Source organism: Marinobacter profundi (assembly GCF_002744715.1).
Lineage (GTDB): Bacteria > Pseudomonadota > Gammaproteobacteria > Pseudomonadales > Oleiphilaceae > Marinobacter > Marinobacter profundi.
On the sequence record NZ_KZ319368.1, the window covers coordinates 63,950 to 84,468 of the forward strand.

Consider the following 20,519-nt stretch of genomic DNA (forward strand, 5'->3'; position numbering starts at 1 on the left):
AGGCAGCCTACCGGATCGGCGCGCCTATAACTGCGCGCCGATCCAGTCCAGCCGGTCCCTCAGACTGACTACTTCACCGATAATCACCAGCGTAGGTGCGGGCACCTCGCTTGCCGTCACCCTTTCCACAATGTTCGACAGGTCGCCGACCACCACCTGCTGCTGTGGCGTGGTTCCGCGGGACACCAGTGCCACCGGCATCGAGGCGCGCATACCATGCGCCATCAGCTCCCGGGTGATGATGGGCAAGCCCACCAGGCCCATATAGAACACCAGCGTCTGGTTGTTCTGGACGAAATCCGCCCAGGGCAACTCGCAGGTGTCGTTCTTCAGATGGCCGGTGACAAACCTTACTGACTGGGCGTAATCGCGGTGGGTCAACGGTATGCCGGCATAGGCCGCACATCCCGAGGCTGCGGTGATACCAGGAACTACCTGGAAACGGACTCCGGATGCCGCGAGGGTTTCGATCTCCTCCCCGCCCCGCCCGAAGATAAACGGATCACCCCCTTTCAGGCGAACCACCCGACGGCCCTCCAGGGCTAGGTCAACCAGACGCTGGTTGATCTGCTCCTGCGGTAAGGTATGGTTGGCCCGCTGCTTGCCGACATGGACCTTTTCCGCGTCTTCCGGGATCAGAGCGAGGATTTCGGGCGACACCAGGCGATCGTAAAGCACCACCTCGGCCGAGGTAATGATACGCCACGCCTTCAGGGTCAACAGCTCGGGATCGCCGGGGCCGGCGCCTACCAGGAAAACCTCCCCCCGTGAGCTGTTCTGGTTGGCCGTTATCGGGTTCACCCGATAACGGGTGGGCATCGAAATGGTGCGTGCGCCCTTCCCTGGGGCACTTTCCGTTGAATCTGTCATTGAATCCTGTCGAGACCTCCCATATACGGCTTCAGGACATCGGGAACACGAATACTGCCGTCCGCCTGCTGGTAGTTCTCCATGACCGCAATCAGTGCACGGCCTACAGCCAGGCCGGATCCGTTCAGGGTATGAACGGGTTCGGGCTTTCCGGTTTCCGGGTTACGCCAACGTGCATGCATACGCCGTGCCTGAAAATCCCGGGTGTTGGAACAGGACGAAATTTCCCGGTACTTCTGCTGGCCGGGCAGCCAGACCTCGAGGTCGTAGGTACGGGCGGCGGAAAAACCCATATCGCCGCCACACAGCGCCACTACCCGGTACGGCAACTCCAGTAACTGCAGCACCTTCTCGGCATGGCCGGTCAGGGCCTCGAGCGCTGCCTCGGAATCCTGCGGGCGAACAATCTGCACCAGCTCTACCTTGTCAAACTGGTGCTGACGGATCATACCGCGGGTATCGCGGCCGTAGGACCCGGCTTCACTGCGGAAACAGGGGGTATGACAGACCAGCTGCAGGGGCAGTTCGGCCGCCTCCAGGATGGTGTTGCTGACCAGGTTGGTGGCCGGCACTTCGGCCGTTGGAATCAGGTACAGCGGAGTCTCGCCACTGGTCTTGAACAGGTCTTCCTCGAACTTCGGAAGCTGGCCGGTGCCGTACAGGGTGTCCGCGTTGACCAGGTAGGGCACGTAGGCCTCGGTGTAACCGTGCTCGGAGGTATGCAGGTCCAGCATGAACTGGGCCAGCGCACGGTGCATGCGGGCAATACCACCACGCATCACGGCAAAGCGGGAATGGGCCAGCCGGCTCGCGGTCTCAAAATCCATTCCGCCGAGAGCCTCGCCGAGGGCAACGTGATCCTGAGGTTCAAAATCGAATTCCGCCGGCGTCCCCCAACGACGCACCTCAACGTTATCGTTCTCATCGGCGCCGGCCGGCACGGTTTCGTCCGGCAGGTTGGGAATACCTGCCAGGAAATTCCCGAGCTCTTCCTGCAGCTTGCGCAATTCGTCCTCGGCCTCGCTGCGGCGGGCTTTCAGGTTCTCGACTTCGTCGAGCAGCGGCTGGATATCTTCCCCGGCTGCCTTGGCCTTGCCGATGGATTTGGAACGCTTGTTCTGCTCGCTCTGCAGCGTCTCGGTGTGCACCTGCAGGGAACGCCGACGCTCTTCAAGCTGTTCGAAGGCGGCCATGTCGAAAGTGAAGTTCTTCACCGCCAGACGGCGGGCAATTTCTTCAGTCTGGGTGCGGACGCGTTTAGGGTCGAGCATGAGTATCCTGATTGTCTGTTTCAGATGGATTCTGGGCGGTGCCGTTTGCAATCTAAGAGAGGCATTATACCCGCGCAAGGGGGGATGACCACAGCCCTGGCAGGCTCAGTCAGAGGAAGGAGAGTCGCCGGGATAGCGCCGCCGCTCACTGGATGCATTGCGGGCATCGAGCCGTTCACGTTTCTCGGCCAGCTTGATTTCCAGGCCACGTGGCACCGGCCGGTAATAGCGGCGCTGGTGTATCGGTTCCGGAAGGTAGTTTTCGCCGGCGGCGAAGGCCTCCGGTTCGTCATGGGCGTAGCGGTATTCATCGCCGTGGCCAAGGCTTTTCAGCAGCTTGGTGGGGGCATTGCGCAGATGCACCGGAACCTCGTAGTCAGGATCCTGGCGAATATCTGCCATGCACTGGTTGAACGCCTGGTAGACTGCATTGCTCTTGGGGGCCATCGCCAGGTAGGTCACCGCCTGGGCCAGCGCCAGCTCGCCTTCCGGCGAACCCAGCCGTTCCTGGGCGTCCCAGGCGTCCAGTGATAACTGAAGCGCCCTTGGGTCTGCATTGCCGATGTCCTCGCTGGCGATACGAACCAGTCGACGAGCTACGTAGAGCGGGTCTGCTCCACCATCGAGCATCCGGCACAGCCAGTACAGCGAACCATCCGGATCCGACCCCCTGACCGACTTGTGCAACGCGGAGATCTGGTCATAAAACACCTCCCCGCCCTTATCGAACCGCCGCAGGCTGGCCTGTAAAACCTGCTCAAGATGCCGCTCGGTTACTCGCGGCTGACCGGTTTCGTCAGGTTCCGCCAGGTCAGCACCCACTTCCAGGATATTCAGGGCGCGGCGAGCATCGCCGCCGCTGGCGGCCGCCATAACGGCAAGCACCTCATCGGATACCGCAACCCGGCCGGCCAGCCCCTCGGGCGCGGTCAAAGCGCGGTGGAGCAGGCTGGAGACTTCCTCCTCGGTCAGATTCTTGAGGACGTATACCCGGGTGCGGGACAACAGCGCACTGTTGAGCTCGAAGGAGGGATTTTCGGTGGTGGCGCCAATAAAGATAAAGGTGCCGTCCTCGATATGAGGCAGAAAAGCATCTTGCTGGCTCTTGTTGAAGCGGTGGACCTCATCGACAAACAGCAGGGTATCGCGGCCCTCGGACTGCTTACGGTACTTCGCCCGCTCCACCACCGCACGGATGTCCTTGACGCCGCTCAGCACCGCAGAAACCGTCTCGAAGGTCAGCTCACTCAGGTTGGCCAGCAGGCGGGCAAAGGTGGTCTTGCCAACCCCAGGCGGCCCCCAGAGAATCATCGAATGCAGTTGTCCCTGCTCCACCGCGCGCCGCAGTGGCTTACCGTCACCCAGCAAGTGGGTCTGGCCAACATACTCGTCGAGGGATTTCGGCCGCATCCTTGCGGCCAGGGGTGCAAATCCCCGATCGTCACCGAACAGGGAGTCCTGCATCAGGCACCGTCCCGGATGACATCAACGCCCTCCGGATACTCCAGGGTGAAGGCGTTGTTGGCGACCGCCTGGTTCAGGCGAATGTTGTGGAAGCTCAGAATGCTTTGCTGCGCCAGCGAGTCCGCCATGCGCATTTCCTGGAGCTCACCCTTGAAAAAGGTCAGCCGCAGGGAAACAAAGAGCGAATCCGGGTTTCTGGGTTTCAGGGTGTACTCTTCCGAACTCTCGCCGAGCTTGCGGTAGCTGACCTCATAGGTGTCCGCCAGATTGTCCACCTCACCGCTAAGCAGCAGCGCCGGCGTTGACGATACCCGCTCGTCAAGATTGTGGATGGTTACCTGCTCCAGGTCCGGGTCGTAGACCGAGACTGTGTCGCCGTCACTAACGATGAACTGGTTGAGCGGTTCGCTGGCTTCCCAGTAAAACAGCCCGGGACGCTTTGCCTTGAGGGCACCACGGGTTTCCTGCACCTTGCTGCCATCTTCGTTAACCACAATCTGGATGAAGTCGGCCTGGTAGGTTTCGTAGCCCTTGAGGGTACGAGCCAGTTGAGCAGCGGCCTCCCCATTGGCCTGGGCGACGACGGTCAGGCTGTTGAGCATGGCCAGGCCAGCGATCAGGAAAACTGCAATTCGCTTGAATGACATAGGTTCGAAGCTCCTAGTCTCTCGGAGGTGGTGGTGCAAGCACTTCCCTTGCACCATTATGACCGGCCGGACTGACCACACCGGAGGCTTCCATCGCATCCACCAGGTTGGCCGCACGGTTATAACCGATCTTGAATTTTCGCTGCACGGAAGAAATGGACACCCGCCTCCCTTCGGTCACGAAGGCAACGGCTTCATCATACAAGGCGTCCCCTTCGCTGTCCCCGCCCCCTTCGGACAGAGTCGGCACCCCGGGAAGACTCTCCCCTTCGGCACCGTTAAGCACATCGTCCACGTATTCGGGCTCGCCACGTTCCCGCCAGGCACTGACCACCCGGTGAACTTCGTCATCATCGACAAAAGCACCATGGACCCGAACCGGCAAACCCGAACCCGGCGGCAGATAGAGCATATCGCCATGCCCCAGCAACTGCTCCGCGCCACCCTGATCCAGCACCGTCCGCGAATCAATCTTGGAGGACACCTGGAACGACATCCGGGTCGGTATATTGGCCTTGATCAGACCAGTGATCACATCCACCGATGGCCGCTGGGTTGCCAGAATCAGGTGAATACCGGCAGCCCGGGCCTTCTGGGCAATTCGCGCAATCAGTTCCTCGACCTTCTTGCCGACAATCATCATCATGTCGGCAAATTCGTCGATTACCACCACGATGAAGGGAAGTGTTCCCAGTTCCGGACGCTCCTGCTCGTCGTTGGCCAGGTATTCGTCCGGTTTCCACAACGGATCCAGCAATGGCTCCCCGGCCTCGAGCGCGTCCTTAACCTTCCGGTTATAACCAGCAATATTACGCACCCCGAGACTCGCCATCAGCCGGTAGCGGCGCTCCATCTCGGCAACGCACCAGCGCAAGGCATTGGCAGCCTCTTTCATGTCGGTAACTACTGGTGCCAGCAAATGGGGAATACCGTCGTAGATGCTCAGTTCAAGCATCTTGGGGTCAACCATGATGAAACGCACTTCCTCGGGCGTGGCCTTGAGCAACATGCTCAACAGCATGGCGTTGACGCCGACCGATTTACCGGATCCGGTGGTACCGGCAACCAGCAGGTGCGGCATCTTGGCGAGGTTAGCCACCATCGGATTGCCCCCGATGTCATTACCCAGGGCCAGGGTCAGCGGCGAACTGGACTCCTCGAACACCCGGGCGCCAAGCACTTCGCTGAGCCGTACAATCTCCCGCTCCTCGTTGGGGATCTCGATACCGACCACCGACTTGCCGGGGATCACCTCCACGACACGAACACTCAGCACCGCCAGGGAGCGGGCCAGATCCTTGGCAAGGTTGGATATCTTGCTGACCTTGACGCCGGCGGCAGGCTTGATTTCAAAGCGCGTGATCACCGGGCCGGGATTGACCTCCACCACTTCCACGGAGACGCCAAAGTCCGCGAGCTTTTCCTCAAGCAACCGCGACATGTGTTCCAGGGATTCTTCGGAGTAACCTTTTTCCTTATGCTCCTCCGGCGGATCCAGCAGGGAAATTGGCGGAATCGGGCTTTCCACATCTTCCAGCAGCGAGCCCTGGCCATTGCCCGCTTTCGCGGAGCGGGCATTTTCATCCCGCTTGAAGGGCGAGATCTTCACCGACTTGGGCGGCGGCGCCACCGGCTCGGGGGTGACCCGGGCACCATTCACCGGGCGCCCGGAAGGCGCTGCTTCGGCCACGTCCCGGGACGAGAAACTTTCCAGTCGGGCGGGCTCATCATCCCGCGTGGGTACCACGCCATCAAAACCGGGCTCAATCCGCTCACGGGTCCCGGCGGGTTGTTTCACAGCCTTGCCTGAAGGTACCTTTGCCACGCTCTGCGACTTACCCGCAAAGCCTGGAATACGTCGCCACCACGGGCTACGAGCCGGCGTTTCGGCAATCGCATCACGAACCACCGGCGGCTCAGGCCGCGACGGGCGGGCGGGCTTTTCAGCGCGAGACAGGGCCTCCGGGACTGACCCGGACGCAGGCTTTGGCTGGCGCTCAGGTTTCGGTTGCCATAACCGCCGGCAGGCCTGCCCTGCCCTCAGGGTCAGGCCGCCAACCTGATCCATGAGGCGGAACCAGGACAGCCCTACGGTCACCGTGAGAGCAAACAGGAAGATGGCCACCAGCAACAACGTGGTCGCCGGCAGGTTAAAGAAACGCACCATGGCCGAAGACACGGCGGCCCCCAGCACACCACCGGAAGACATCGACAGACCGAACAGGGAATACAGGGACAGCAGACTGGCCGCCGACAACAGAATCAGCAGGAAGCCACCGAAGCGGACCATGAACAGGGGCCAGTGCAGGTCGAGGGACTCGTTGCGGCGGCGGATCAGCATGATCGCGTAACCGGCCACCATGACCGGAAAAAGAAAGGCGACATGCCCAAAGAAGTCCATCATCAGGCTCGCCAGCCAGGCACCGCTGCGTCCGGCAGAGTTGGACACCCGGGTGTCATGGCCAATGCTGGCCCAGCCGGGATCTGAGGCGCTGAAAGTGACCAGCGCCATTGCCAGGTAGATGGCGAGTACAATCAGCGCGATAACAGCACCTTCCCTCGCGCCCTGGCTGACGAGGCGCCGGAAACGTTTCTGTTTCTCGGTCAGTTCCGTGGCATTTTTCGCTTTTTTGGACTCAGCCATGAATGATCAGACGTTTCCGTTAAGTGTGTTGCTCGTATCTCGCATTACTTCAGGGCTTCAATACCCCGAGCCAGATCTTTCTTCAGGTCATCCACCGCTTCAATGCCCACGGACACGCGGATCAGATTTTCGGTGATGCCTGCCTGCGCCTTGTCCTCCGGCGAGAGGCGGCCGTGGGTGGTCGTGGCCGGATGGGTGATGGTGGTTTTCACATCGCCCAGGTTGGCGGTAATCGAAATCATCCGGGTGGCATCGATAAAGGCCCAGGCCTGCTCCCGACCACCCTTGACGCAGAAGGACAACACGCCGCCGAAACCCTTTTGCTGGCTTTTTGCCAGTTCGTGATGAGGATGCTCCGATAAACCAGCGTAGTACACCTCTTCAATCTCCGGCTGTTGTTGCAGCCATGCCGCCAACTCTAACGCATTCTCACAGTGTGCGCGCATACGAATTGGTAAGGTTTCCAGCCCCTTAAGAAACACCCAGGCATTGAAGGGACTCATCGTGGGGCCGGCGGAGCGCAGGAACCCGTAGATTTCCTCCAGTAACTTCTCCGGGCCAACGACCACTCCACCAACGCACCGACCCTGGCCATCCAGGTACTTGGTGGCGGAATGGACCACGATGTCTGCCCCCAGTTCCAGCGGACGCTGCAGGACCGGGGTGCAGAAACAGTTATCCACCACAAACAGTGCGCCAGCGGCTTTTGCGAGAGCAGCCAGGGCCCGCACATCAGCAACTTCACCCAGCGGATTCGAGGGCGTCTCGATGAACAGCATCCGCGTTTCCGGGCGCACGGCAGCCTGCCACTCATCCATGCGGGTCAGGCTGACAAAGCTGGTAGTGACACCAAATTTCGCCATGTATTTCTGGAACAAGACGTTGGTGGTGCCGAACACGCCCCGGGAACAGACAACATGATCACCAGACTTCAGCAAGGCCATGCAGGTACTGAGAATAGCAGCCATTCCCGAGGCCGTGGCAACAGCCCGCTCGCCACCCTCCATCGCCGCGATCCGACCCTCGAATGCCTGCACGGTGGGATTGGTAAACCGGCTGTAGATGTTGCCCGGCTCATCCCCCCCGAACCGCGCCGCAGCCTGCGCCGCACTGCCGTAGACGAAACTCGAGGTGGGGAAGATCGGGTCACTGTGCTCCAGCTGACCGGTCCGGATCTGCCCTGCCCTCACCGCGAAGGTGTCAACTGACATACCTTCCAGGTCAGACTCGGGAATCATCAGATGTTCTTCGCGGCAATGTGTCATGTCAGATCCTTACCAGGCTGGCAAAAGCAGTTCAGTCTTCGTCATTATGCAGGTCAATGATGCCGTTATCGGCGTTATCACCGGCCTCAAAGCGGCTCTCATCCTTGCGCAGGTCTTCCAGTTTCCGCAGATAGGCTTCATCCACATCCCCGGTAATGTAACTACCGTCGAACACGGAGCACTCCCACCCGTCGATATCCGGATTCACGTCACTGACACAGGTCACCAGGTCTTCCAGATCCTGGTAAATCAGCCAGTCTGCGCCAATCTGGTCACGGACGTCCTCAATGCTACGATCATGGGCGATCAGTTCGCTCGCCGATGGCATGTCGATACCATACACATTGGGGAAGCGCACGGGGGGCGCTGCGGAGGCAAAATAGACGTTGCGGGCGCCGGCATCCCTGGCCATCTGGACTATTTCCTTACAGGTGGTGCCCCGCACAATGGAGTCATCCACCAGCATCACATTCTTGCCGCGGAACTCCAGATCGATGGGATTCAGCTTCTGGCGAACGGACTTCTTGCGCATCTTCTGGCCGGGCATGATGAACGTGCGACCGATGTAGCGGTTCTTGATAAAGCCTTCACGGAACTTGACGCCAAGGCGATGCGCCATCTGCAGGGCTGAGGTACGGCTGGTATCGGGGATCGGCATGACGACGTCGATATCGTGGTCCGGGCGTTCCTTCAGAATCTTGTCAGCCAGGGTCTCGCCCATGCGCAGACGGGCTTTGTAGACGGACACCTTGTCGATAATGGAGTCGGGGCGGGCGAAATAGACGTGCTCGAAGATACATGGCACCAGCTTCGGATTCTCGGCGCATTGCTGGGTGTACAGGGTGCCGTCGGTTTCAATGTAAACCGCTTCGCCTGGCGCGATGTCCCGCACCATTTTGAAGCCGGCCGCACTCAGTGCCACACTCTCGGAGGCAATCATGTACTCGGTGCCCTCCTCGGTTTCCCGCACGCCGTAGCACGCCGGACGGATGCCATTCGGGTCCCGGAAGCCGACAATGCCATAGCCGGTCACCATGGCGATAACGGCGTAAGCACCTCGGCAGCGTTGGTGAACCGCACTGACCGCGGCAAAAATCTCGTCCTTGGTGGGGTCCAGCTTGCCCAGCTTCTGCAGTTCGTGAGCGAAGACGTTCAGCAGCACTTCCGAGTCGGAGTTGGTATTGATATGGCGCAGGTCGGTGCGGAACAGGTCCCGGCTCAGGTCGTCCGCATTGGTCAGGTTGCCGTTGTGGGCCAGGGTAATGCCGTAAGGACTGTTGACATAGAACGGCTGTGCCTCGGCCGAGCTTGAGCTGCCAGCGGTCGGATAACGAACATGGCCGATACCTACGTTACCGACCAGACGGCGCATGTGACGGGTGCGGAAGACATCCCGGACCAGCCCGTTATCCTTGCGAAGGTAAAAACGGTCGTCCTGGAACGTGACGATACCCGCAGCATCCTGGCCACGGTGCTGCAGGACGGTCAAGGCGTCATAAAGCAGCTGGTTCACGTTAGATGTACTGACTATACCGACAATGCCACACATGGATACGGTGATCTCCGAAGTGTTAAAACTGAATGTTAGCGACTCGCTGGCGCGGACTCCACGCTGCTTTCCTGGGCTTCGGCCTGCTCCCTGACCTGTTGCGGGTCCCCGGCTCCCGGCGGCGAACCCAGAAAACGGGCAAATTCATCGCCGAAGGTCCTCCGGGACCAGTCCTCGACCACCGCCAGACGATCAATCATTACCGACGTTCGCCACCAGGTGTCGTCGGCCAGCGGGGTGTAACGGGTAAACGCGATCGCTACGATCACCACTACCACACCTCGCAGCAGGCCGAAAGCCATCCCGAGCACCCGATCGGTGGCGGTCAGCCCGGTTGCCCTGACCAGGTGACCAATCATGTTATTGATTATCGCACCAACAATGAGGGTCCCGAAAAAAAGAATCGCAAACGCGGCGATCAGCCGAACCAACGGCGTCTCCACGCTTTGCTCCAATAATGTCTGCATCTGGGGATGAAAAGTGCGCGCCAGGATGAAGGCCGCAACCCAGGTAACCAGTGACAGGGCTTCCTTGACGAACCCGCGCTTCAGGCTGATAAGAGTTGAAACGGCGATCAGGGTTATGATGACCCAGTCAATCCAGATCAGCGCATCCATGGGTGGCCCGGTGTTAAAAAAGGAAGCGCGAATTCTAGCAGGAATCCGCCTTACACCAAACCGCTAAACCGCCTGATATGTAAATTTGCGGAGCCCCGCAAATCACTTGTCACCGGAGGTGACCAGGCTGTTCAACCCGAAAGCCTTGTCGAGTACCTGCTTGGCTCGCTCGGCCTCTGCCTTCTCGGCAAAGGGGCCGCTGAACACCCGAACGAGGGTCTGTTCGCCACGCACCACCTCCTGAAGGTGGGAATTGTAGCCGCGCTCCCGAACGTCATCGCGCAGCCGACGGGCATTGTCAGCATTACCGAAGCTGCCCAACTGCACCACCCAGGCTCCCGCCAGGGACCGGGTGTATTCCGCCGAAGCGGTGCTCTCAGCAGGTGCGGGTGTGGAAGACGGAGGGGTACTCTCCTGTGTCCGGGGCTGCTCACGGGGCGCCGGTTCGGGCTTCGGGGCGGCAGGCTCTGCAGCGGCTGCCGGCTGCTCGATGGCGGGCGCGGCTTCACCCTGCATCGCAGGGGCCACCTCAGTTGCGGGATCGGGCTGTTCCAGTACCGGCGCTGAACCGCCGGCGGACTCCTCGATGTGGTAGGACGGTGCCTCAATACTCACCGGTTCCGGTGCTTCAACTTCCGGGAACGGCGGCTCCTCAGGCAGCTTGATAGTGGTGGAGGTCCGCTCGGAATGAGGTTCATCAAACAACATTGGAACAAAGATTACAGCCAGCGAAACCAGCACCAGCGCACCAATTACCCTTTGTTTGAGTCCATCCACGTTTACCCGCCCCCTGTTTCAAAAACCTGAATCGTCGCCCACTTAACACAGAGCCGATACTAACCGGCAACCTTCAAGAACTCAAAACCACCGACATCAGATGACGGATATTTAAGACGACTCGCCAAGCACTGACGCTCTCGCCTCGGCCACCGTGAAAAAGGACCCGAAAATCACGATAAGGTCATCAGCTTGCGCTTTTTCCCTGGCAGAAGACAGCGCCGCAGTCACCGTCGGCGCCTCGCGGACAACCAGTTCGGGGTGACTGACCGCCAGACGCGCCCGCAACTCTGCTGCAGAAAGCCCGCGATGGCAGTCCAGCCCGCCGATAAACCAGTCATCGACAACATCCGCCAGGGCATCAACCACGCCGGAGGAATCCTTGTCTGCCAGGCACGCGTAGACCGCGTAAACCTTATTACGGAGAGGCTTGCGAGCCCGGATCCTGTCAGCCAGCCAGCGGGCCGCATGGGGATTGTGCCCGACATCGACGAAAATCTCGGGTGACGACGCCAGACACTCGAAGCGGCCCGCCAGGCGAACCTCACCGAGCGCCTCGGTGATCGCCAGATTATCCAGCTCCGGCTGCAGCATCAGCGCCGCAACAACAGCCGCTGCCACGCTGTTGCGCGGCAGCGGTGTCGCTGGCAGCGTCAGGGTCCGGGAGGGCGACATCAAGGTCAGCTCCATGCCCTCTCCGGCATCCGTAATCCGGTAATCCACCCCCAGCCTCTTCAGCGGAATCCGCTGGGCAGCTACCTGCTGCAATACCGAACGGGGAGGATCAATATCCGCATAGATCGCCGGCCGCCCCTGGCGCAGGATACCGGCTTTTTCAAAACCAATGGTTTCCCGGTCTCCGCCCAGGAAATCCACATGGTCGATGTCCACCGAGGCAATGACGGCCAGGTCCGGATCCATGACATTGACAGCATCCAGCCGCCCGCCCAGACCAACCTCGAGAATCCAGTCCTCCACGCCGGCATCGGCAAACACCTGGAACGCGGCCAGGGTTCCAAACTCGAAATAGGTCAGCGTGACATTACCGCGCGCCGCCTCGACCCGTTCAAAGGCCGTTACCAGCTGGTCATCGGTTGCTTCGGTACCATTTATCCTCACCCGCTCGTTATAGCGATACAGATGAGGCGACGTGTAGGCACCGGTGGCGCGACCTGCCCGACGCAACAGACTTTCGAGACAGGCAACGGTGCTGCCCTTGCCGTTGGTGCCGGCTACGGTAATGACCCGAACCCGGGGGCGATTACGGAACAATCGGCGCAGAACCGTGAGCACCCGGTCAAGGCCGAGATCGATTTCTGCCGGATGGATGGATTCCAGATAAGACAGCCAGGTGGCCAGAGAGGCGTTCGCGCCCGGAGCAACCGGGCGCGAGGAGACAGGGTCAGTGCGTCGGGGCATCGGTTTGAGGTCTTTCGGTCACTTCAAACTCGATCGGCTCTTCTGTTCCCGGACGATCGAGACCGCCGAACTTCGCCAGTACGTGAGCGATGCGCTCACGCATCTGGTGGCGATGAAGAATCATATCGATGGCCCCGTGTTCCAGCAGAAACTCGCTGCGCTGGAAACCTTCCGGGAGTTTTTCACGCACCGTCTGCTCGATGACCCGCGGTCCGGCAAAACCGATCAGGGCATAGGGTTCAGCGATGTTGAGATCGCCCAGCATGGCCAGACTGGCTGACACACCACCGAACACCGGGTCCGTCAACACCGAAATGTAAGGGATGCCTTCCTGCTTCATGCGCTCAAGCACCGCCGCGGTTTTGGCCATTTGCATGAGCGACAGAATCGCCTCTTGCATCCGGGCGCCGCCACTGGCAGAAAAACACACCAGCGGAATACGCTCTTCCAGGCAGATATTGGCCGCCTGGACGAATTTCTCGCCCACAACCTGCCCCATCGAACCACCCAGGAAGTTGAATTCGAAGGAACACGCCACCAGGGGCACACCCATGGTTGTGCCGCGCATGGCAACCAGAGCATCTTTCTCACCCGTGGCCTTCTGGGCCTGGGACAGACGATCCTTGTAGCGCTTGCTGTCCTTGAACTTCAGCCGGTCGGTGGGCTCAAGCTCGGCACCGATCTCTTCACGACCGTCCTTGTCCAGAAAAATATCCAGACGGCGGCGGGCGGAAACACGCAGATGGTGATTACACTTCGGACAAACATCCAGGTTTTTGTCCAGCTCCGGCTTGTAGAGAAACGCACCGCATTTCGGGCACTTCTTCCAGAGGCCTTCCGGCACACCGGTCCGCTGTCTTGACTCCGAGCGGATCTTGCTCGGCATGATTTTATCCAGCCAGTTACTCATGATGTCATCCTGTCCTTCGATGCCCGCCCGTCAGGAGCCTCCCGTTCAGGAGGCAAGACTGTCCAGAGCTTCACGCATTGGGTGTAGCAGATCCGTCAGCGCGCGCTTCAGCTGCGCCGGATCCGTCTGATTTCTGGCTATTGTATCGACCAGGACACTCCCCACAATTACACCATCGGATACCCGACCGATGGCCGCAGCGGTTTGCGCATCCCGGATACCGAAGCCGACACCGACGGGAACTGCCGTCAGGGCGTGAATATGAGCGACCTTGGCAGCCACCTCGTCCACATTGATCTCGGCCGAACCGGTAACCCCTTTCACAGAAACATAGTACACATAGCCCGATGAGTGTTCCGCAATCGCGCGAATCCGGTCATCGGTTGTGGTGGGAGCAAGCAGAAATACCGGATCGAGATTGCGCGCCGCAAACAGTGGCGCAACATCGTCCGCCTCTTCGGGAGGCAGATCGACCGTCAGTATGCCATCCACACCGGCGTCCAAAGCGGCATCGGCGAACGCCTCGTAGCCCATGGCTTCCATGGGGTTGAGATAGCCCATCAGCACAATCGGGGTAGCCTGGTCGGTTTCACGAAAGGTCTTGACCATCCCCAGCACCTGACGCAGCGAGGTACCATGCTTGAGCGCACGCTCGCAGGCGAGCTGGATGACCGGGCCGTCTGCCATCGGATCGGAAAAGGGAACACCCAGTTCGATAATGTCTGCGCCAGCCTCAACCAGGGTGTGCATCAGGCCGACCGTCTGACCTGGCTCGGGATCACCCGCGGTAATATACGGAATCAGTGCCTTGCGACCCTGCCCTTTCAGAGTTTTCATAACCCCTTGAATTCGACTCATGCCTGCTCCTGTTAATCCTTGCCTGGCAGCGCCTTCGGGCGCTGCCATGATCGCTGTCGCGACTCAGAGTTCAATGCCATCCAGGGTTGCAATGGTGTGGATATCCTTGTCACCGCGCCCCGAGACATTGATGACCAGCATCTTGTCCTTGTCCATGGTTGCCGCCAGTTTCACGGCATAGGCAACGGCATGGGAAGACTCGAGCGCCGGCATGATACCCTCCACCCGGGTCAACTTGCGGAAGCCGTCCAGTGCTTCGTCATCGGTGACCGACACGTAGTGCGCCCGCCCGATATCTTTAAGCCAGCTGTGCTCCGGCCCTACGCCAGGATAGTCCAGACCCGCGCTCACCGAGTGAGTGCCGGCAATCTGGCCGTTCTCGTCTTCCATCAGATAGGTACGGTTACCGTGGAGCACCCCCGGCCGGCCGGCGCACAACGGTGCCGCATGCTGGCCTGTTGCGATGCCCAGACCACCAGCTTCCACACCGTACAATTCAACGGATTCGTCGGTCAGGAACGGGTAGAACATACCGATGGCATTGGAACCACCGCCAACACAAGCGACCAGGGCATCCGGCAAGCGCCCGGCCTGCTCCAGGGACTGGGCCCGGAGCTCGCGACCGATGACCGCCTGGAAATCACGAACCAGCAGCGGATACGGATGCGGGCCGGCGACCGTTCCAATGATGTAGAAGGTTTCGTCGACATGGGTTACCCAGTCGCGCATGGCGTCGTTCATCGCGTCCTTGAGGGTTCGGGTTCCGCTTTCGACGGCATGGACCTGGGCACCCAGCAATTTCATCCGGTAAACGTTGAGCGACTGCCGCTGAACATCCTCAGCGCCCATGAACACGTGACATTCAAGACCGAGACGGGCACATACCGTCGCCGTCGCCACCCCATGCTGACCGGCACCGGTTTCGGCAATGATTCGTTTCTTGCCGAGGAAACTCGCCAGCAAGGCCTGACCGATCGTGTTATTGATCTTGTGAGCCCCGGTGTGGTTGAGGTCTTCGCGCTTCAGCCAGATCTGGGCACCACCGGTTTCCCGGGTCAGCCGTTCGGCAAAATACAGCGGGCTCGGGCGACCGACGTAATGGGCCAGATCCTTGTCAAATGCAGCCTGGAACTCTGGATCCTGCTTCAGCCGCTGGTATTCGTCCTCAAGAGTCATGAGGGAGTCCATCAGGGTTTCGGACACAAACCGTCCGCCGTAGGCACCGAAATGGCCCCTTGCGTCAGGCAGGGTGCTCAGCATCTCTTCAGTCAGTTTGATCGACACGGTGAACCTCGTTCATAAAATCAGTGATTTTGGAGACGTCTTTGATGCCCTTGTGGCTCTCAACACCACCACTGACATCCACGGCCCAGGGCTTTACCTGCGCAATGGCGCGGGCTACGTTATCAGAAGTCAGGCCACCGGCCAATATCAGCGGCACCGGTCGCGCCGCCGGTAACAGCGCCCAGTTGAAGGACTGGCCGGTACCACCGTAAAGGGCCGGATCGTAGGCGTCAGCCAGCAAACCGCAGGCATTCCGGTAGCGGTCGAACGCCAGCTCGACATCCTGCTGTTCCCGGACCCGAATAGCCTTAATCCAACGTTTGCCAAACTGGCTACAGAACTCCGGCGACTCGTCGCCGTGAAATTGCAGCAGATCCAGCGGCACAGCTGTGAGCGTCTCGCGAACCTGGGCCTCGATCGGGTTCACGAACAATCCAACTACACCCACGAAGGCGGGTAACGCCCTGACGATCTCCGCCGCGGCGCTGTTGGTCACATACCGCGGACTGGATTCGTAGAATACCAGGCCGATGGTATCCACGCCGGCGCGGGCCGCTGCCAGACCGTCCGCAACACGGGTAATTCCGCATACCTTGACACGGGTTCTCATGACTCAGGCCTGTGTTTACGATGAATTTTACGCATGGGCCGCGGACGATTGTCCGCCTCGCTGAACCACGGACGCAAAAACCCCGGGCCACACAGGGCAGCCGGCACACCAAACTCCTCGGGATACCCGACATCGACCAGGTAAAGACCGAAAGGCGGCGCCGTTACCCCTGCAAGCTTGCGATTCCTCGCCTGCAGTATCTCACGAATCCAGCTCGTTGGCCGCTCACCACTACCTACCGCCATCAGGCCACCGGCAATGTTCCGCACCATATGGTGCAGGAACGCGTTGGCCTGAATATCAATTACGACGTAATCGCCCTTTCGGGTTACCTCAACAAACTCGACATAGCGCTGCGGCGTACGGGACTGGCATCCAGCCGCCCGAAAGGAGGTGAAATCATGCTCGCCAACCAACGCCTGCGCGGCTTCGTGCATTTTGTCCGCATCAAGGGGACGAAACGTCCAGCTGACCTGGCCACGCAGAATACCGGGGCGTACCGGGTTGTTGTATATCACGTAACGATATCGACGGTAGATCGCCGAAAAGCGCGCGTGAAAATCCCCCTGCCCCATACCAGCCCAATGCACCGCAATCGAGTAAGGCAAGGCCGTGTTGATTCCCATTACCCATGAACGCAGGTTTCGTACAGCAGGCGTATCAAAGTGGACAACCTGGAAGCTGGCGTGAACACCGGCATCGGTGCGCCCCGCACACACCAGGTCCACCGGGTGATCGGCCACTTTGCTGATTGCCTGCGTGAGCTCCCCCTCCACCGACCGGACGCCGGACTTCTGGATCTGCCAGCCGTGATAGCCATGCCCATCATATTCAAAAGCCAGGGCAACCCGGCCGGCGCCGATTTCGTTTTCGGTTGTTAGCGGAAGCGGATCAAGAAACAAGGGATCATCCGGAAGACAAACTGACTGAAAAGCAAAACGCCGGCTTGTGGTCCGGGCAGTTCCGGAAGCCGGCGTTTGCTCGCTGATGAGCGATTATAACGAATCAGGACATTTTTTTAAGAAGATCCTGAGCTTCCAGCTTCTGGCTGTCGCTACCCTCGAGGGCAACTTCTTCCAGAATATCCCGGGCACCGTCGTTGTCACCCATCTCGATGTAGGCTCTGGCCAGATCGAGCTTGGTGGCCGCCTCGTCGGTACCGGAAAGGAAGTCAAAGTCGTCATCCTCGCCGATATCTGCCTCGTCAAACTCGACAGACCCCGCCGAACGGGCGGTTTCCTCGGCCTGAACTCCGGCCTCCGGCGAAGTCAGGGGAATGTCGTCCTCCACATCTTCGGCTACCGGCACTTCATCGCTCAACAGCGAACCATCATCTGCGAGCGAGTTCTCCAGATCGAGATCGTCGTCCAGCGCCCCGAGATCAGAACCGCCCTCAGAAACCTCTTCCATCAGTGCAAGATCCTCGTCTGACACGTCGAGCTCAAGCTCTTCCAGACCACCATCGTCCAGGTCGTCTTCGAAGCCGTCTTCAGCGCCGACCTTGTCCAGCTCGGCGTCGAGCTCGTCCAGGAAGGACTCGTCCAGCATGCCGGTATCTTTGTCTGCGAGAGACTCGGCTGATTCGCTGTCGGTTGCCAGGCCACCCAGATCTGTCGCGGTGTCGGTATCAAGGTCATCCAGTTCCAGCGAACTGAAATCGTTGTCCAGGTCACTATCCGATTTCCCGGTGAGATCCGCCGAATCCCGATCAAGATCCAAACTGGAAGTTTCTTCACTACCAGCGCTCTCACCCAGATCAAAGTCCACGGTCAGATCATCCTGTTCCTCAACCGCTTCCGGAATTTCGAAGTCCAGAGAAAAGTCATCCTGCTCTGCTTTTTTCGCTTCGTTGTCCGGAATCACATCGGAACCGGCATCCACATCGAGATCAGACAGATCGAAATCGAAGGATTCAGCCTCTGTTCCTGTTTCGGCACCTGCAGCCTTGGCGAGTTCATCCTCGTCGAGATCAAATGCCTCGTTACCTGACTCGAAGTCAAAATCGGCGGCAAGTTCGTTATCTTCAGGGCGCGCTGCATACTCTTCCGCCACCGTTTCGTCGGTCGGATGCAGACTGCTCTCATCTGTCCCCGAATCATTGCCGAAGGAACCGGAGCGCAGCTGGGATTCCAGATCATCAATACTGGGAATATCCTCTGCTTCGTCCAGGCGGGATCTCAGAGCGACAGCCTCGGCCATCACCTGCTCATCCTCCATGGCTTCCAGTTCCCGGAACTGCTTGTCAAATGCACTTCGATCCTGGGTGTCGGCATAGACCGTCAACAATTTCAGGCGCAGATCGGACCGGCTAGGCTCGCGGGAGATGGCTGCCTCCAGGCTCTGCCCGGCCTGTTCGTAGCGACCCTGCCCGATCAGTGCATCCGCTTCGGCGAGAGCGTCGACTTCAGCCTCGACAGCGCCACCTTGCGCCCCTACCGGCAGATCGAAGGAATCTTTCTCATCACCGGCTTCCGCGTTCAGCTCGTCATAGAACGCCTTTTCGCGACTGGCATTGCGACGGGCCAACAGCAGCAGTATCAGCAGCAACAGAACCAGGCCGCCACCAAGGGCCACCTGATACAGGAAGTTGTTGGTGATGGCGTCAATAAAATTACCCGGAAACCCCTTGTCCGCCTTGGGCTGAGACGCCGCTACCGGAGCCGGCTCGGTGGGCGCAGGCTGTGCAGACTGCTGAAGCGGCTGTGGTTCCGGAGCCGCCTCACTGGCTGGTTCGGCAGTGCCACCAAACGCATCGTCAGCCACTCCGCCTGCGGCCTCATCGGAGGCCATCTCATCGGTGCCAGCGCCGGCGGCTGCATCGGTCGACAGTCCTTCCGCGGCATCCCGGGAATCTGTCGCATCCGCACCCTCTTCCGGAGCGCCGGCTTCCGCAGCACCAACTTCCGGATCGCCGGCGTCATCGCCAACGTCTGAGCCGTCAGCTCCAGCCACCGCAGCGTCAGCAGATTCGGCGGATTGCAGCTCAGCAGTGCCGGCCTCCGCACCGCTGTCGGCAGTCACTTCGCCAGTTCCGGTAACCGGTGCCTGCTGCAAGGCACCGTCAGCACCATCGGCGTTCAGGCTCTGGATCTCCGCCAACTGGCTGTTCTTGAGCTCCAGCAGACGCTGCAGGGTTTCCACCTGACTTTGCAGGTCCTCGACCCGGCCACTCAGATCTTCATTTTCACGACGAACCTTGTCCAGTTCCTCCATCGCCACGGCGCTGCCCGCATCGGCGGTACCACCGGTACGGCCATCGCCGGCAGCGGAACCGCCGTCTTCACTGGCACGACTGCCGGAATCTTCCGACACCAGCAGTTTCAGCTCATCAGGTGCGGGCGCCGTACCAGGCGCAGCTGCCGGAGCCTGAGGTTGGACGCCCTCGGCGGAAGCTGTCGCGTCAACCTCACGACGGGGAGCTGACAGGGCTTCGTTCTGGGCAACCACTTCCCTGACCGCCTGGGCCGGGGTGCGGGACCGAATCTGTTCGGCCGTGGGGATGCGCAGCACCTGGCCACGCTTGAGCTTGTTGATGTTGCCGTCGATGAAGGCATCCGGGTTCAGATCCTGGATAGCGAGCATTACCTGCTGTGGACTCAGGCTGCTGTCCGGACGTACTTTGATTGCTATGCCCCAAAGGGTATCTGACTGCCCCGTCGGACCAAACGTGGTCCTGCTGTACGCAGTATCACCCGCCGCTGAAGCGGGTGCGGAGGATCTTGTGGCGGCAGGGCGACTTGGGGAGGCGGTAGTCCGGGTCGCCGTTGAGGCCGCAGGCGCGACAACCTGGCGCTCGCCGGATTCTTCGGCGTACACAGGCGGATCGACCAGCAAGGAATATTCCCGCATCAGCCGGCCGCTGGGCCAGGTCACCTCAAGCAGGAAATTGAGATACGGCTCCCGCAAGGGCTCGCTGGAAGAGACGTTGACAACGAGGTTGCCATCCGGCGCGGTGGTTACATTGAATCTGAGCTTGGTAAGGAAGTAATTCCGGCTGATACCAACCCGGTTGTAATCCGCTTCCGAAGCAATGTTAACGAATACTTCGTCTGGGCTTACGCCAGTACTTTTACGCAGATCAATTTCTGCATCCAACGGCTCGTTGAGGAAAGACTGTAATTCAATTTCTCCCAGCCCCAAAGCGTGTGCAACGCTGGAACCCAGCCCTCCCGCCAGAGCCAGGGCAACCGCAAGCTTGCGTACCTTCATGCTTATTCCTTACCAGTCTCCGTTATTCGTTACTGCTGCAGTGCCAGCAGAATCGGACGAGGATGGATGACTTTTGTCTTACGTAAATTCGTCTGGATTATGTCGTTATTATGTCAATTCTTTAA

General features: G+C 59.8%; 15 protein-coding genes and 1 pseudogene. All 16 read right to left on the bottom strand.

The features are described from left to right. Positions 1-24: 24 nt before the first annotated feature. A pseudogene (gene cobA, locus CLH61_RS03315) lies at positions 25-843 on the bottom strand (uroporphyrinogen-III C-methyltransferase); the annotation flags it as partial. 23 nt (positions 844-866) lie between these two features. Continuing rightward, positions 867-2,141: a serine--tRNA ligase gene (gene serS / locus CLH61_RS03320; protein WP_099613301.1), complete on the bottom strand. Its 1,275-nt coding sequence runs from the start codon at positions 2,139-2,141 to the stop codon at positions 867-869. Between the two features lie 105 nt (positions 2,142-2,246). Beyond that, positions 2,247-3,605 carry a replication-associated recombination protein A gene (locus CLH61_RS03325; protein WP_099613302.1) on the bottom strand — a complete coding sequence of 453 codons (1,359 nt, stop codon included), beginning with the start codon at positions 3,603-3,605 and terminating at the stop codon, positions 2,247-2,249. Beyond that, the gene (lolA, locus tag CLH61_RS03330; protein WP_228152541.1) at positions 3,605-4,207 is read right to left on the bottom strand and encodes an outer membrane lipoprotein periplasmic chaperone LolA; all 603 of its coding nucleotides are present in this window, start codon (positions 4,205-4,207) and stop codon (positions 3,605-3,607) included. The genes CLH61_RS03325 and lolA overlap by 1 nt, the downstream gene beginning before the upstream one ends. Before the next feature lie 58 nt (positions 4,208-4,265). Then, positions 4,266-6,896: a DNA translocase FtsK gene (locus CLH61_RS03335; protein ID WP_099613304.1), complete on the bottom strand. Its 2,631-nt coding sequence runs from the start codon at positions 6,894-6,896 to the stop codon at positions 4,266-4,268. A 44-nt stretch (positions 6,897-6,940) separates the two neighbouring features. Continuing rightward, positions 6,941-8,161: an O-succinylhomoserine sulfhydrylase gene (locus CLH61_RS03340; RefSeq protein WP_099613305.1), complete on the bottom strand. Its 1,221-nt coding sequence runs from the start codon at positions 8,159-8,161 to the stop codon at positions 6,941-6,943. Positions 8,162-8,192: 31 nt separating this feature from the next. Continuing rightward, positions 8,193-9,710: an amidophosphoribosyltransferase gene (gene purF, locus CLH61_RS03345; RefSeq protein WP_099613306.1), complete on the bottom strand. Its 1,518-nt coding sequence runs from the start codon at positions 9,708-9,710 to the stop codon at positions 8,193-8,195. Between the two features lie 35 nt (positions 9,711-9,745). Continuing rightward, positions 9,746-10,327, bottom strand: a complete 582-nt coding sequence (locus CLH61_RS03350; RefSeq protein WP_099613307.1) for a CvpA family protein — start codon at positions 10,325-10,327, stop codon at positions 9,746-9,748. A 102-nt stretch (positions 10,328-10,429) separates the two neighbouring features. Beyond that, positions 10,430-11,104 (bottom strand): SPOR domain-containing protein, encoded by a 675-nt coding sequence (locus CLH61_RS03355; RefSeq protein ID WP_099613308.1) that lies wholly within the window; start codon positions 11,102-11,104, stop codon positions 10,430-10,432. 111 nt (positions 11,105-11,215) lie between these two features. Continuing rightward, positions 11,216-12,523: a bifunctional tetrahydrofolate synthase/dihydrofolate synthase gene (gene folC / locus CLH61_RS03360; protein WP_099613309.1), complete on the bottom strand. Its 1,308-nt coding sequence runs from the start codon at positions 12,521-12,523 to the stop codon at positions 11,216-11,218. Continuing rightward, complete coding sequence (gene accD / locus CLH61_RS03365; RefSeq protein WP_099613310.1) at positions 12,507-13,433, bottom strand: acetyl-CoA carboxylase, carboxyltransferase subunit beta; 927 nt, start codon at positions 13,431-13,433, stop codon at positions 12,507-12,509. Before accD ends, folC begins: the two co-directional genes overlap by 17 nt. A gap of 45 nt (positions 13,434-13,478) precedes the next feature. Then, entirely contained in the window at positions 13,479-14,291 is an 813-nt protein-coding gene (gene trpA / locus CLH61_RS03370; protein ID WP_099613311.1) for a tryptophan synthase subunit alpha, read from the bottom strand. A 63-nt stretch (positions 14,292-14,354) separates the two neighbouring features. Continuing rightward, positions 14,355-15,563: a tryptophan synthase subunit beta gene (gene trpB / locus CLH61_RS03375; protein WP_407657550.1), complete on the bottom strand. Its 1,209-nt coding sequence runs from the start codon at positions 15,561-15,563 to the stop codon at positions 14,355-14,357. Continuing rightward, complete coding sequence (locus CLH61_RS03380; protein WP_099613313.1) at positions 15,556-16,185, bottom strand: phosphoribosylanthranilate isomerase; 630 nt, start codon at positions 16,183-16,185, stop codon at positions 15,556-15,558. The genes trpB and CLH61_RS03380 overlap by 8 nt, the downstream gene beginning before the upstream one ends. Further along, positions 16,182-17,087, bottom strand: coding sequence for a tRNA pseudouridine(38-40) synthase TruA (gene truA / locus CLH61_RS03385; RefSeq protein ID WP_099613314.1), 906 nt, complete (start codon positions 17,085-17,087; stop codon positions 16,182-16,184). The genes CLH61_RS03380 and truA overlap by 4 nt, the downstream gene beginning before the upstream one ends. Positions 17,088-17,190: 103 nt before the next feature. Continuing rightward, on the bottom strand, positions 17,191-20,394 hold the full coding sequence (locus CLH61_RS03390; protein WP_099613315.1) for a FimV/HubP family polar landmark protein: 3,204 nt from the start codon (positions 20,392-20,394) through the stop codon (positions 17,191-17,193). Positions 20,395-20,519 lie beyond the last annotated feature (125 nt).